Annotated in this window: 18 protein-coding genes; 9 read left to right on the plus strand and 9 right to left on the minus strand. The window is 69.0% G+C overall.

All coding sequences use genetic code 11. The annotated features are described in order from the left end of the window. Positions 1–192: 192 nt before the first annotated feature. Positions 193–759 carry a TIGR03086 family metal-binding protein gene (locus ACFYZS_RS04880; RefSeq protein ID WP_389006906.1) on the minus strand — a complete coding sequence of 189 codons (567 nt, stop codon included), beginning with the start codon at positions 757–759 and terminating at the stop codon, positions 193–195. A gap of 109 nt (positions 760–868) precedes the next feature. On the opposite strand from ACFYZS_RS04880, the gene ACFYZS_RS04885 reads away from it, so the two are divergent. The 3 genes from ACFYZS_RS04885 (at position 869) to ACFYZS_RS04895 (ending at position 4,733) form a co-directional block, all read left to right on the plus strand. Further along, positions 869–1,492: a flavodoxin family protein gene (locus ACFYZS_RS04885; RefSeq protein WP_389006908.1), complete on the plus strand. Its 624-nt coding sequence runs from the start codon at positions 869–871 to the stop codon at positions 1,490–1,492. 41 nt (positions 1,493–1,533) lie between these two features. Continuing rightward, a complete protein-coding gene (locus ACFYZS_RS04890; protein ID WP_389006910.1) occupies positions 1,534–2,427 on the plus strand; it encodes an SDR family oxidoreductase in 894 nt (297 codons plus the stop codon). A gap of 71 nt (positions 2,428–2,498) precedes the next feature. Further along, entirely contained in the window at positions 2,499–4,733 is a 2,235-nt protein-coding gene (locus tag ACFYZS_RS04895; RefSeq protein ID WP_389006911.1) for a catalase, read from the plus strand. A gap of 177 nt (positions 4,734–4,910) precedes the next feature. On the opposite strand, the gene ACFYZS_RS04900 is transcribed toward ACFYZS_RS04895, so the two are convergent. Further along, positions 4,911–5,384: a hemerythrin domain-containing protein gene (locus ACFYZS_RS04900; RefSeq protein ID WP_385991805.1), complete on the minus strand. Its 474-nt coding sequence runs from the start codon at positions 5,382–5,384 to the stop codon at positions 4,911–4,913. A gap of 221 nt (positions 5,385–5,605) precedes the next feature. Here ACFYZS_RS04900 and ACFYZS_RS04905 point away from each other — a divergent pair, with 221 nt between their 5' ends. Beyond that, on the plus strand, positions 5,606–6,157 hold the full coding sequence (locus ACFYZS_RS04905) for a DUF6479 family protein (RefSeq protein WP_389006912.1): 552 nt from the start codon (positions 5,606–5,608) through the stop codon (positions 6,155–6,157). On the opposite strand, the gene ACFYZS_RS04910 is transcribed toward ACFYZS_RS04905, so the two are convergent. Beyond that, positions 6,087–6,770: a DUF6766 family protein gene (locus ACFYZS_RS04910; RefSeq protein WP_389006914.1), complete on the minus strand. Its 684-nt coding sequence runs from the start codon at positions 6,768–6,770 to the stop codon at positions 6,087–6,089. The genes ACFYZS_RS04905 and ACFYZS_RS04910 overlap by 71 nt on opposite strands. A gap of 89 nt (positions 6,771–6,859) precedes the next feature. Beyond that, positions 6,860–7,282, minus strand: coding sequence for a hypothetical protein (locus ACFYZS_RS04915; RefSeq protein WP_389006915.1), 423 nt, complete (start codon positions 7,280–7,282; stop codon positions 6,860–6,862). A 407-nt stretch (positions 7,283–7,689) separates the two neighbouring features. Here ACFYZS_RS04915 and ACFYZS_RS04920 point away from each other — a divergent pair, with 407 nt between their 5' ends. Beyond that, positions 7,690–7,956 (plus strand): DUF5133 domain-containing protein, encoded by a 267-nt coding sequence (locus ACFYZS_RS04920; protein WP_389006917.1) that lies wholly within the window; start codon positions 7,690–7,692, stop codon positions 7,954–7,956. 100 nt (positions 7,957–8,056) lie between these two features. Next, positions 8,057–8,638, plus strand: a complete 582-nt coding sequence (locus tag ACFYZS_RS04925; RefSeq protein WP_389006919.1) for a DUF2231 domain-containing protein — start codon at positions 8,057–8,059, stop codon at positions 8,636–8,638. Between the two features lie 38 nt (positions 8,639–8,676). On the opposite strand, the gene ACFYZS_RS04930 is transcribed toward ACFYZS_RS04925, so the two are convergent. Beyond that, the gene (locus ACFYZS_RS04930; RefSeq protein WP_389006921.1) at positions 8,677–9,120 is read right to left on the minus strand and encodes a hypothetical protein; all 444 of its coding nucleotides are present in this window, start codon (positions 9,118–9,120) and stop codon (positions 8,677–8,679) included. A gap of 232 nt (positions 9,121–9,352) precedes the next feature. Here ACFYZS_RS04930 and ACFYZS_RS04935 point away from each other — a divergent pair, with 232 nt between their 5' ends. Then, on the plus strand, positions 9,353–9,514 hold the full coding sequence (locus tag ACFYZS_RS04935) for a hypothetical protein (protein ID WP_030302035.1): 162 nt from the start codon (positions 9,353–9,355) through the stop codon (positions 9,512–9,514). Positions 9,515–9,775: 261 nt separating this feature from the next. Then, on the plus strand, positions 9,776–10,102 hold the full coding sequence (locus tag ACFYZS_RS04940; RefSeq protein WP_389007537.1) for a PRC-barrel domain-containing protein: 327 nt from the start codon (positions 9,776–9,778) through the stop codon (positions 10,100–10,102). A 65-nt stretch (positions 10,103–10,167) separates the two neighbouring features. Here the strand turns inward: ACFYZS_RS04940 and ACFYZS_RS04945 are convergent, their stop codons facing one another. The 4 genes from ACFYZS_RS04945 to ACFYZS_RS04960 all read right to left on the minus strand — a co-directional run bounded on the left by ACFYZS_RS04945 (position 10,168) and on the right by ACFYZS_RS04960 (position 12,818). Beyond that, positions 10,168–11,445 carry a peptide ligase PGM1-related protein gene (locus tag ACFYZS_RS04945; protein WP_389006923.1) on the minus strand — a complete coding sequence of 426 codons (1,278 nt, stop codon included), beginning with the start codon at positions 11,443–11,445 and terminating at the stop codon, positions 10,168–10,170. Positions 11,446–11,572: 127 nt separating this feature from the next. Then, positions 11,573–11,788, minus strand: a complete 216-nt coding sequence (locus ACFYZS_RS04950) for a hypothetical protein (protein WP_389006925.1) — start codon at positions 11,786–11,788, stop codon at positions 11,573–11,575. 213 nt (positions 11,789–12,001) lie between these two features. Then, the gene (locus ACFYZS_RS04955; protein ID WP_389006927.1) at positions 12,002–12,163 is read right to left on the minus strand and encodes a DUF5133 domain-containing protein; all 162 of its coding nucleotides are present in this window, start codon (positions 12,161–12,163) and stop codon (positions 12,002–12,004) included. Positions 12,164–12,254: 91 nt separating this feature from the next. Further along, the gene (locus ACFYZS_RS04960) at positions 12,255–12,818 is read right to left on the minus strand and encodes a hypothetical protein (RefSeq protein ID WP_389006929.1); all 564 of its coding nucleotides are present in this window, start codon (positions 12,816–12,818) and stop codon (positions 12,255–12,257) included. Here ACFYZS_RS04960 and ACFYZS_RS04965 point away from each other — a divergent pair. After that, positions 12,817–13,050 (plus strand): hypothetical protein, encoded by a 234-nt coding sequence (locus ACFYZS_RS04965; RefSeq protein WP_389006931.1) that lies wholly within the window; start codon positions 12,817–12,819, stop codon positions 13,048–13,050. The genes ACFYZS_RS04960 and ACFYZS_RS04965 overlap by 2 nt on opposite strands. Positions 13,051–13,057: the final 7 nt, after the last annotated feature.

The raw sequence follows: 13,057 nt of genomic DNA on the forward strand, positions 1-13,057 counted from the left end.
TCGTTCATGGAATCTGCGCCAGAACCCGAGAACCGACAGCAGATGTTCACCACGCCGGGAGGCGGCAAAGAATCGAACAGGGGATACCCGTGAGCTTGGCGGCCGTGCTGGCCTCCAGTCTTCGGCGTACCTCGAAGGGTCGCGGTCCCACCTCCCGGTGGGATCACGACACGGAGCCGGTGGCTCGGAGAGTCAGAGGGTGCGGCCGAAGTACGCGGCGATGCGGTCGAGCGCGGGAGCGCCCTCCGAGGCAGCCTTGGAGGGGCCGAACACGCCCGTCGCACCACGGAACTCATCGGGGTGGTTGCCGTACCAGGTCTGGAAGATCGCTGCCACGGCGTCGGGGGCGCCGGTGCGGTCCTGGCCGGTGGCGGTGGCGAGGCCCCAGCCGTGCGGGACTGCCTCCAGGAGGCTCAAGTCGGCCAGCCGCGGGCTCAGGCCTCCGCCGGGCAGCGGCATCTGCCGCTGGAGCGCGCCCTCGGTCTGCCAAGCGGCCAGAGCCTCCTTGGCGCCCTCGGCGTAGACCTCGCCGGGCTGGCGGTCGCCCATGTGGTACTGGGCGAACAGGGCGAAGTCGGGGTCGTCGCCCTGGGCGAGGCCCTCGTAGTAGGGGTTGCCGGCCAGCATGTGGTTGACCAGGGTGCAGACGTCGAAGTCGTCGCACGGGGTGGGCAGCGCGTAGCGGCCACCTGCGCTAAGGCAGCCCGCCTGGCCGATTCGAACACCGCCGGCGCGACTGCCTCCCGGCGTGGTGAACATCTGCCGTCGGTTCTCGTGAACACAGCCAGCACCCTGGCGGATTGAGCCAAAGGGGATGAATGGCACCTCTTGCGATATCAAAGCGGGGTGTGCGGGTAGCCGAAACATCATGGCCCCCAACACTCACACTCCGCTCCGTGCTGTCGCGCTCGTCTGCACCCTGTCCCCCTCCCCCGCTCCGTCGAGCTCTCAGCTGCTGGCCGAGCAGACCATGGCCGCGCTGGCCGAGCACGGTGTCACCGGGAAGGCCATCCGGATCGCCGATCACGACGTGAAGCCCGGTGTGAAGACGGACATGGGCGACGGGGACGCCTGGCCGGCGATTCGGGACACCATCCTGGGCTGCGACATCCTCGTCCTCTCCACGCCCATCTGGCTCGGGCACCCCTCTAGCACCGCCCAGCGGGTCCTGGAGCGGCTGAACGCGGAGATCTCCGAGAACGACGACGAGGGCCGGATGCTCACCTACGGCAAGGTCGCCGCGGTCTGTGTCGTCGGCAACGAGGACGGTGCGCACAAGGTCAGCGCCGACCTCTTCCAGGGCCTGAACGACGTCGGCTTCTCCCTCGCCCCGAACGCCGTCACCTACTGGGTCGGCGAAGCCATGCAGGGCACCGACTACCAGGACCTCGACAACACCCCCGAGAAGACGGCCGCCACCACGGCCACGCTCGCCGCGAACACCGCCCACCTCGCCCGCCGCCTCAAGGCCGCCCCCTATCCGGCGAGCTGACCCACCGCTCACCCAGCGCGCCACGGAGACCGGAGAAACGAATGTCGTCCCACAAAGCGCCCCGCCCGTCCGACCCTGTCACCCGCCACCCGCGCCCACCGTTTCCCGACCAGGAGCAGGAACCCCCTGGCTCGACGGAGGAGATGGATCCCCGTCCGGACCACGGCGAGGACTCCTACCAAGGCCACGACGTACTTCTGGACCGGGTGGCCCTGGTCACCGGAGGCGATTCCGGCATCGGCAGAGCCGTGTGCCTGGCCTTCGCACGTGAAGGCGCGGACGTCATCTTCACCCACATGCCCGAGGAAACAGACGAGGCGGCCGAGACCGCGCTGCTGGTGCGCGAGGCCGGCCGCAAGGCCGTTCCCGTTCTATGCGACATCCGTGACGAGGCACAGTGTGAGGCCCTGATCGACCGCGCCGTGGGTGAGCTGGGGCGCCTCGACATCCTCGTCAACAACGCCGCCTACCAGATGTCCCAGCCCGACGGGATCGAGGCGATCACCACGGAGCAGTTCGACCGGGTGATGAAGACCAACCTGTACGGGATGTTCTGGCTCTCCCGCGCGGCCCTCGTCCACATCCCGCGTGGCGGATCGATCATCAACACCGCTTCGGTCCAGGGCTACCAGCCCAGCCCTCACCTGCTCGACTACGCGATGACGAAATCCGCCATCATCTCCTTCACTCACGGGCTGGCTCAGATGCTCGCGGAGCGCGGCATCCGCGTCAATGCCGTCGCCCCGGGGCCGGTCTGGACGCCGCTGATCCCGGCGACCATGCCCGACGTGACGGAGTTCGGCAAACAGTCGCCCCTGGGCCGAGCGGCCCAGCCGGCCGAGATGGCTCCTGCCTACGTCTTCCTGGCCTCAACCCAAGCCAGCTACATCACCGGAGAGATCGTCAATGCCACCGGCGGCACCCCCCTCCCGTGACCCGTCGCAATCAGGTGCGCGGCTCCCGCTTCCAGCCGCCCCATCCATCCGCACCCACGAGGAGAACGATCATGGCGAAGCAGCAGTCGGCAGATGACGCCGCCAGGAACGAACTGCCGGGTCAGCCGGGCCCGGTAGCCCCGCCCGTAGCGGAGCCCACGCAGCCGGGGGAACCGCTGCCCCCGAAGCCGGACCAGGACGGCCCCGAGACGGTGAGCCCCACCGGGCAGCCCACCGGAGCGGACCAGGCCCGCGTAGCGCAGAGCGGCGCGTACCTGACCACCGCCCAGGGCACCCGCCTGCCGGACACCGACCACTCCCTCAAGGCCGGGGCGCGCGGACCGGTTCTCCTCCAGGACCACCACCTGCGCGAGAAGATCACGCACTTCGACCACGAGAGGATCCCGGAGCGGGTCGTTCACGCGCGGGGCGCAGCAGCCCACGGCGTCTTCCAGGGATACGGCACCGCCGGTGAGGTGTCCAAGGCCGCATTCCTGGCCAAAGACGTGGAGACGCCGGTGTTCGTGCGGTTCTCCACGGTCCTCGGCTCGCGCGGATCCGCCGACACGGTGCGCGATACCCGGGGGTTCGCGACGAAGTTCTACACCGAAGAAGGAACCTTCGACCTGGTCGGGAACAACATCCCGGTGTTCTTCATCCAGGACGCCGTCAAGTTCCCCGACGTGATCCACGCCGGGAAGCCGCATCCGGACCGCGAGGTCCCGCAGGCGCAGAGCGCGCACGACACCTTCTGGGACTTCGTCTCCCTGCACACCGAAGCCACCCACCACACCCTCTGGAACATGTCCGACCGCGGCATCCCGAGGTCGTTCCGGATGATGGAGGGCTTCGGCGTCCACACCTTCCGCCTGGTCAACGCGGCCGACGAGAGCGTGCTCGTGAAGTTCCACTGGAAGCCGAAGCTCGGCGTCCACTCCCTGGTCTGGGAGGAAGCACAGCTGATCAACGGCATGGACCCCGACTTCCACCGCCGCGACCTCTTCGACGCCATCGAAGCCGGCGCCTTCCCACAGTGGGAGCTGGGCATCCAGGTCTTCCCCGACACCGACGACCAGACCTTTGAGGGAATCGACCTCCTCGACCCGACGAAGATCGTCCCGGAGGAGCTCGCCCCCGTTCAGCCCATCGGGCTGATGACCCTCAACGCCAACACCAAGAACTACTTCGCCGAGACCGAGCAGGTCGCCTTCCACCCCGGCCACCTCGTGCCCGGCATCGACGTCACCGACGACCCGCTGCTGGCGGGCCGGCTCTTCTCCTACCTCGACACCCAGATCAGCCGCCTCGGCGGCCCCAACTTCGGTCAGATCCCCATCAACAGGCCGCACGCCCCTGTCAACGACATGCTCCGCGACGGCATGCACCAGACAGCCGTCCACACCGGCATCGCCCCCTACCGGCCCAACAGCCTCGACGGAGGCTGCCCCTTCCTCGCCGGATCCGACATGAGCGCCTTCGTCGAAACCCCCGTGAAGGTCCCGGCGGCGAGCAAGATCCGTGAGGCGCCCGCCTCGTTCTCGGACCACTTCACCCAGCCGCGGCTGTTCTGGCTGAGCATGACCCCGCCCGAGCGCGAGCACATCATCGCCGCCTACACCTTCGAACTGAACAAGTGCTACGAGCAGGCCATCAAGGAACGCACCCTCCAGGTCCTTGCGAACATCGACGCGGAGCTGTGCGAACAGGTCGCCACGGGCCTCGGCCTACCGGCCCCCGCGGCCACCGAGCCGCTCGCCGAGCCCGACCCCAGCCCCGCCCTCTCCCAGATGGGAGGGACCTGGCCGACCGACGGCCGTGTCATCGGCATCATCGCCGACGCCGCCTCCGACCTGGACGGCGTACGGACCGCCCGCCAGGCCGTCCTGGACGCCGGCATGGTGCCCCTCGTCATCGCCCCGACCGGCGGCACCCTCGACTCCAAGGGTGGCCCGATCGCCGTTCAGCGGACCTTCGCCACCGCCCGCTCCGTCGAATTCGACGCCGTCCTGCTGGCCGGAGTACCCCAGGCCGGCGCGGACGCATACGGTGCGCGCGACGCCAAGGCCGGCACAGCCCAGCCCCCCGAAGCTCCCGACCCGCGCGTACTGCTGCTCCTCACCGAGGCATACCGTCACGGCAAGGGCATCGGCGGGTGGAACGGCGCCGAGCAGCTCCTCGAAACGTGCGGCATCGCAGCCAACGAGCCGGGCATCACCACCGGCGAAACCAGCACGGCGATCGTGGAGGAGCTGACGCAGGCGCTGGGCGAACATCGTGCATGGGACCGGTTCCCCGCCAACCTCTGAAGCCATCCGCCCCTCTCCCGCCCACCCGCGAGCCACGGGTGGGCGGGAGAGGTTGTCAGGCTGTCGAGAGGCTCGCGGCCCTGTTCCGGGTGGAGATCAGGCGAGGCCGCTCGTGTCACCGGCTCGTTCCCCAGGCTTTTCCGGGAGCTTGAAGAGGGCGAGGTGCTGGGCCAGCAGTCAGTGTTTGGCACTCGGGACGGCGAGGGGCTCGCCCGGGGCCTTCTTCTTCGCCGCCTCCATCTGCTCGCCCAGTTCAATGAGGCGGTTGCGCCCCATGGCCTTGCGGACGTCGGGGAACCACTCCTTCTCCTCCTCCTCGACGTGGTGCCGGACGTTCTCCATCAGCACGCTCATCTTGGCGTCGAACCGCTCATCGGCCGCGTCCAGGTCCTTCAGCTCGGACAGCATCCACAGCACGACGTGGTGCTCCTCGATGCTCTCCAGGACGTGGTCCTTGGTGTCGGGCGCCGCCTCACGCGCGGCCGGGTAGAAGATCTTCTCCTCGATCCAGGTATGCGTGGTCAGCTCGTCGATCACCTTGTCGGCGATCTTCCGCTTCTCCGCGTGAGCGTCGTCGCCTGCCTTCTCGAACTGCTTGAACAGCTTCTCGACCGTCTTGTGGTCTTCCTTGAGCAGCACGATCCCGTCCACCAACGCCTCCGAGGCCTTCGCAGTATCAGGCGGCGCGGCCGGCCACCCCACGCCCGTCTACCCGGCGCACACTCACGGTGCTCGTCCGAAACGAAGGATTGGCCCGGATGGGCGGCCCTCCTCCGTCCGATGGGGCCACTGAACCCACCTCGAATGCACATCAACCGATATAGACCCGTCCGACGTCTGGTATGCCCTTGGATCACGGGTAGGGGCCGCGCGTGACTGCAATCGAAACACTCGCGGCCGAAGGTCAGGCCTCGCTCTTCCTCATCTTCGCCGGAGTCGTCCTGGTCATCCTTCTGATCGGCGCCTTCTGGTACGGCAGCCGACGCAGGCGCCGGGAGGCGCCCCCCGCCGAGCTGAACCCTGTCGCACAGCGTCGCGAGTACTCCTGGCAGGCCCCGGAAGAGCATGCCCGTGACCAGAAAGACCAGGTCGCGACGAAAGGTCCAAGGCGGGGCCCTGTCGGCGAAGCCACTCTGGCCGGTCCCGCCACCGGCCGCGTCCACCCTGGCAGGACCTCTCCAGTGCCGCCTGTGGATGATCACGTACGGAACTCGTTGAGCCGTACCAGCCGCTCCGCCCGAGGCCAGGTGCGCTTCCGATACCGCGATCGAGGAGGGCGTACGTCTGGTGCAGCCCGCCCGGGGCGGGGCGGTGGGCTGAATGCTCCGCGCCACGTCACCTGCATTCTACTGGTCAGCCTTCGACTCCGGTGGCGGTGTGGGCGGCGCCCACCGGCTTCGATTCCGGTGACCCGCGCTGTCTGAGGTAGACGGAGAGGACGACCATGGCCGTCACGGCCAGCAGCTCCGACTGCCAGTTCTGCAGGGTGCGGTTCCAGAACTCGGCGGACATTACGTAAGTCGTCCAACTGACCGGTTCCTGCAGCTGCCGCAATTGTTCCTCGTTGAATGCGACGGCCCCGGTAGCCGACTGCGCCAGCCACGAAAGCAGGAAGATCAGGCTCATCACCAGGCCGAGCGACCGCGAGTACAGGGCCCGCCGCCAGCCACCGTATGTCGCCCATCGAGGAGAGTCGGCGCGCGCGTGCGCTCCGACCCTCTGCTCCTCATCCGTTTCCGTCCCTGCCTTATCCAACGGCTTGGACTCAGGCGATCCCCGCTGCACCAGCCACACCGTGCCGATGATGTAGAGCGAGAACTGGAGGAACTCCGACTGCCAGTTCTCGGTGACGTCGACCATGAAGTCCGAGGTGAAGAGGTAGTCGGCAAACGAGAGCGGGTGCAGGCTCTGCGCCTCCAGGATGCTGTTGAGCTCCGCGTGGCCGGCGATCGCCTGACCCAGCAGGCAGAGCAGGAAGCCGATGCCGAACGCCAGGGTCAGCCCGTTGTCACGGAAGAAGCGTCGGCTCGCGCTCATCGGTGCATCAGCCCCACCGCGAAGGCGTAGGCGAGGCCGCCGAACACCCCGACCAGGAACATCACGAACAGCACGCGCACCTGGGCCACTCAGTCCCCCTTCAACTCGCAGTGGTAGGGCCGCCCGGGCCGGGGGGTACATCCGGCGGCTGTGACACGCCACCCGTCGGGAAAGGAGGCCAGGAAGACGTTGTCCTGTGTGAAGACCACCAGGGCCTGGGAACCGTAGACGTCGACGCGCTCAGCCGGCCCGGCCGCGGCCGGCAGCTGCAACGCCGCCAGGGCTGGCCCGCACGGCGCCTCGGCCTCCAGCTCCTCCCGCGTGGCGGGCGCGAGAACGCCACACGCCCGCACGTCGTCGGCGGCCGTCAGCGCCCGCTCGAACCTCCGGGCTGCCGCCTCGGCCGCCTCTGCCCGTTGGCTGACCGTTGCGCATCCCGATGTGGCCAGGCACACCGCGCCTGCCAACAGCCAGCCAGTCATCGGACGCATGCACCAGAGGATGGCGCCCACGACGGCGCCGCTCCCCTGCCTTCCATCGCGACACGCGGTGTTTGGGCCGTTCGGAGAGCGCCGTGGCCGCACGGCACGCTCCTCGGACGAGGAGTAGCCGTTCAGCCGTGCGGCGAGAGAGCATCCCGCCTCGTCCTGCCTGTCGAACGTCAACAAGCGCCCAGCTCTCAGACCGCTTCGAGCGCCCTACGGGACGTGGCACGTGTGTCCAGGGCACTGAGACGGCCGGCCCCGGTAGACAGCGGTCTTCACCGGCCTCAGCCGGGATGGTTCCCGTAGGGAGGGAGATGAGCAGCGCCCATTCCGAGCCACCGTCACCGATGGGAGACGCGACACGGGACTCCGGGATGTCAGGCGTCGTACCCGTCTCACCGACGGCGGCGGTCGGACGCGCCAGCAGCATTCTGATGGCCCTTCTCCCCTGCAGTATGGCCCACCCGGCCAAGCCCGCGCTCCTGCCGGACCCCTACACCCTGCGCCATCACCTGGCCCGATTCCGCGACCTGCGTCGGCGTACTTTCGCGGTCCCCGATGATGCCGTCGTCCGCGCCCGCTACGAGGACGCCGGCTGCAGCTTGTGCGTCATGGTCGGACACCGGATGGTCCACCACGCCATGAGTGCGGCCGAGCAGCTGGTTGCCGTCCGCCGTCTGGACGGCGCTCCGGTCCGTTGACCGCAGGACTGAGACCGAGGCTCCCCCATCGGGGGCCTGTCGTTCGGGTGCAGTCGTTGCCGGGGCGGGATGGCAGCGTGACGGCGGGTAGGCGTCGGGTATGAACTCACACACCCTCGACACATCGCCCGCCGCCAGGCAGACAGCAGGGCTCGACACCGCCTCGACATGGTGGCTGACGACCCTGGACCGGCTCGAGCGGACCACGGGGGCCGATCCGGCCATCAGGGTGCTCCAGCGTGGCATCCGCTCGCTCCCCCTGGGCCGGATGCGCGATCTCTTGCGCGGCAGACCGCTGGGCCACCCCGTGCACCCCGTGCTCGTGCAGGTACCCATCGGGTGCTGGCTGTCAGCCTCGGTAGTCGACGTCGTACCCGGGGCAAAGCACGCGTCGACCACCCTGACCGCCGTCGGACTGGCAGGGGTCGCCCCCGCAGCGGTGGCCGGCTGGCTGGACTGGGCGGACCTGCCACCGGAGCAGGCCCGGGGCGGCCTGGCCCACGCGGTCTCCAACGTGGCTGCGGTGGCCTGCTACGCCGCGTCCCTGACGGCGCGGCTCCGCGGCCGCTCGACGAAGGGGCGACTGTGGTCCCTGGGCGGACTGGCTGCCGTGGCCGTCAGTGGTGCGCTGGGCGGACACGTGGCGTACCGGCAGGCCGTCGGAGCGCACGCCACAACATGAGGGACACCTCTGTGCCACCGCTGAGCCGGACCTTCGTATCAGGCGGTGGGGGGCGTTGCGGTGTGGTCCGGATGGTGGCGGGTGCGGCGAATCGTTTTGAGACGGGCCTCCAAGAGGTGAGCGCGCCCGCCGACCAACTCGTCGACGACGTCGCGTTCCATCCCGACGAAGGGCTCGTAGTAGGTGGAGTTGTAAGCCTCGATGATCTGGAACGTCCAATGCCCCGGGATCACGTTGCGGCCCACGAGGTCACGCTCGACCCGTGCGGCCTCCTCCTCGTGGCCCGCCTCCCGCAGGAGCCGGACCGCGTCGCCGAGCTCGAAGTCCGCGGTCCCGGTCAGCTGGTGGAACCCGTAGAGGTGCCCCCTGGCCCGTTCCGTGGTCTCCAGAGCCTTCGACAGCGCGCCCAGCGCGCGCACCGTCTTCTCCTCGACACCGTCCGGCACCTGGTGCGCCGGGTCCATCTCGCGATTGCTGTCCATGGAGGTTGTTCTGCCCGAAGAGAGCTTCACCGAGCGGCCGGTTGGGCCGGGCGGCCTAAAGCAGTCTCGTCAGACGGCCCGACCACCGGCACGTTTCCGTCGAAGCGCCCAGCCGGAGAACTGCGGAATGCAGGCGAGCTCTCCTGCCCGGCCACCAGGATAAGAAACAAGTAAAAATCGAATACATGCTTCGGGTGCGGTCGGGCAGACGACGCTTCGGAGGTTGATAACTATGGTTCCCCTGCTTCTTGTTCTTCTGCTGGTCCTGATTCTCTTCGGCGCTGGTTTCGCGGTGAAGATTCTCTGGTGGGTCGCGATCGCAGTCCTCATCCTGTGGCTGATTGGTTTCGTGGCCCGTCCGAAGGGCGGTAGCGGCCGCTGGTATCGCTGGTAGCCGTACGACGACAGTGCAGTCGTCGCCGAGCCCTCGTCAACCCGTAACTGCCAAAGGCGGATATCGGGGGCATTCGGAGAGCAGCCGAGACGGCCGCTGTGACGCAGCAAGGGCCCTGCTCACCTCCGAGGATCGACGGCCGCCCGGTTCCGCAGTCGATCAGGGTGTGTGAAGCCTGAAAGTAGGGGCAGGCGGAGTTAAGGCGGAACGCAGGACACCCGCCAGGCACGACGCACGGAACAAAAGCCGACGTCAGGCCACCTGGCCGGTACGGACCTGACCGGCTACAAGGTCGAGGCGACCGATGGAACCATCGGCAAGGTCGACAAGCACTCCGACGAGGTCGGTGACGCCTACCTGGTCGTGGACACCGGAGTCTGGATCTTCGGCAAGGAGGTCCTGCTGCCGGCGAGCACCGTCGTCAAGGTCGACCCGGAGGATCGGAAGATCTTCGTCGACCGCACCAAGGAACAGATCAAGGCCGCCCCCGAGTTCCACCGGGACAAGCACCTCGGCGACGCCGGCTACCGGGCGGAGCTGGGGACGTACTACGGCACCGGCGCGCCCTTCGGTGGTCGCCCCGCCTGATCGCCTTCCCGCCCACGACGCCGGTCCCGGCACCCAGGAGGGTGCCGGGACCGGCGTCGTGCCGGTCAGCCCTCGAATTCGAGGACCTCGGCCAAGGCGGCTTCCTGCTCCTCCACATCTCCAGCACTCCTGGCGATCACCGCGTACCGCCAGGAACGGCCGTCGGGCGGCGCGTCCGCGTATAGGACCACGCCCTCGCCGCGCTCGGGATCGAACGCGAGGCGGGAAGCGCGCAGCCGGGCGAGGGCTCCTTCGAAGTCCATGGGATCGCGTGTCCAGCCCTTCGACACCGACCATGCCGGGTGCGTGTTGTCTGATCCCGCTGTCAGCCGGGCGACCATGGCGTGCGGTGTGGTGGTGGCCGTACGACGGATGTTGCTCTCGCTCGCGTACGCCACGCCATCCACGTCCACCAGCGCATCGACTCCGAACGGGCCCGCGTAGCCGTGATCAGCCAGATGGCGGCCCAGGGCTGTCCCCCACTCCTCCAACTCGTCGGCCACGTGTGCACAGGACAGCGGCAACGGGGAGGCGTACCCCGTGAAGGACCCGTGAGCCGTACGCATCGCTCCGCTGAACAGCGCGTGCGTCGCGGAGGCGGTCACCTCCAGCTGGATACTGACCGACTCGGCCACGTCGATGCACTCCTCCACCACCCACATGCCGCCGGGCCCACCGACCGTGTCCAGCGGCAGTACCGTCCAGCCCCTCATATCGTCGCGGGACACGAAGCGCATCCCGTGCCCTCCCGCCGAGCGATCGGGCTTCACCACCACGCGCTCGTACTCCCGCAGGAGTTCGCGGGCCACGTCCTCGGTCTGCGGGCGCGGGCACACTCGTCCCGGCGGCAGCCGCATGCCCAGCTCTTCGGCCGTCTCGCGGAACCCGGTCTTCGTGTTCAACAGCATGGTCGTCTTCAGCGCGGCTTCGGCAGCCTCAATGGTGGGGTACGGGTGGACCGTGAGGCCGACGTCCCGGGCGAACGAGATCGCCGAAGCATCCAGCGCAGTCGGCAGCAGCGCGGCACCCCGGTCCCCGGCAAGAGCCCGGATGTGCTCGACGAGGTCGGCCTCGCGCACCGCGCGAGCCAGCGGGACCGCTCCGGCGGGGGGCACCTCGACGACCGCCACCGATTCCGGGGGCACCCTCGTCAGGCCGTACACGTACCGCAGGAACTCCCTGCTCAGCGGCACGGGAGTGACCAGCACGTCCCCCGGCCGGAGCAGCCATGCCTTCCGCGGCGCCTGCTGGGCCCACTGCGTCAGAATCTGGCCCTCGTTGAGATCCACCGCCAGGTCCGAGAGGAAGTTCGCGAACACAACAATCGGCGCCGACTCAGTCACCACTCTGCTCCTCTGCTCGACGCACAGCCGTCTTCCGTCAGCCCCGGATCGCCCCGCTCATCGTGCGACAAAACGGTCCTCCCCGGCGTCCCCCACGAGGCGACTGCACCTGGGACGTGGAGAGATGTCAGGGGAACGGATCCCAAGCCTCGGGGCCGGCTCCCCGCCAGTCCACGAAGTCGGGGTCGGTAAGGTCGACGTCCTCGGCGTTCTCCATGCCGGCTGCGGCGAGGAAGGTTCGGACATCGGCTGGGCGGTGCGCCACTCCGATGGCGACGCCGTCATAGCGGACACGGCGCCAGCCCTGCTGGTCAGGCGGGTAGATGATCAGCTTGGCGGACATGTCCACAGCCTCTGCCGCACCAAGCGCATCGGCACCCCTTCGCGTCCGAATGGGTGACCGCCACCGGCTTCCCATCGCCCCGGAGCAGGGCCGTTCGGGGTATCCACGCCCCGGCGTCCGCTCTCCGGCTGGAGCATGCCCACGGAACCACCAGCGTCCCGTCCCGCCTCGGCCCGCGTGAGGCCCGGTGGCGCCTGCTGACGGCTGAACCGATCAGCTGGAGGCGAGCACGGAGTCATCGAGGGTGCCCGTGCCGGGCAGGTGGTGGCGGGCAGCGATCAGGGCTGCATGCACGTCCGTCGTACCGGTGGCCACGCAGAGCGCTCGCGCCCGGCCTGCTTTGCACCGTGGGTCATGGATTGAACGTCGGGGCAAACGAGGCGTGCCGGCGGTCTCCCGTGTGCTGTCGGCGGACGAGCCGTTCAGGGCCCGCGGAGTCCGGCCGCCACCGGGGTGTGTGGCCGGGTCAGGGGAGGGTCGGGCCGGCGGTGCCGTCGAAGGCGGTGACGTTGCCGGTGAGGGCTCCGTTGTTGGCCAGTCCGGCGCCGCCGCCTGGGCGTCCGGGCTCGCCGTTGCCTCCCAGGAGGGTGCCGGCAGGAAGGGCGGGTCGGCAGCCCGGACAACCGAGCAGGTAGATCTCGCTGTTGCTGCCGCCACCGCCCGCCCCGCCGTCGGCGTCCCAGTTGGCGGGCGACATCGCGCTGCCGCCGGGGCCGCCGCCGGCGATGACGGTGCCCTGGGCGGTGATGTTGCCGATGCCGCCGGTGCCGCAGTCTCCCCTCTTGATCCCTCCCTCGCCTCCGCTGCCGCCGATGACGGTGATGTGGTCGATGCCGCCTCCGCCGAGGATGGTCCGGTTGTTGCCGTCCTCGCCGTTCCCGCCTCGATCGGTCACGTATCCGTTGTCTCCGTCGCCGCCCCTGACGAAGACGGTGTCGTTGCCGGGGCCGCCGTCGACGGTGCCGTCGTTGCCGATCTGGCCGTTGCCGCTCGGGGTGCCCGACGAGGTCTCGCCCAGGACGATGATCATGTCGCTCCCGGCCCCGGCTTCGACGGACGTACCGCGGACGACTCCTTCCCCGCAGCGGATCGTGTGGTCACCGCTGGTGCCGTGGATCGTCGTCCCCGACACCTCGACGAAGTTGACGGTGCAGGTGATCGGCGGGGCCGCCGACGCATGGCCGGGTAAGGCGATGACCAGGCCGCATGCGGAAGCCAGGGCGGCGGTGGCGGAGAGCGCGGCCCTCCGCGACGCGGAGTAGACGAGCG

This window comes from Streptomyces sp. NPDC001903 (genome assembly GCF_042891345.1).
Taxonomy (GTDB): Bacteria; Actinomycetota; Actinomycetes; order Streptomycetales; family Streptomycetaceae; genus Streptomyces.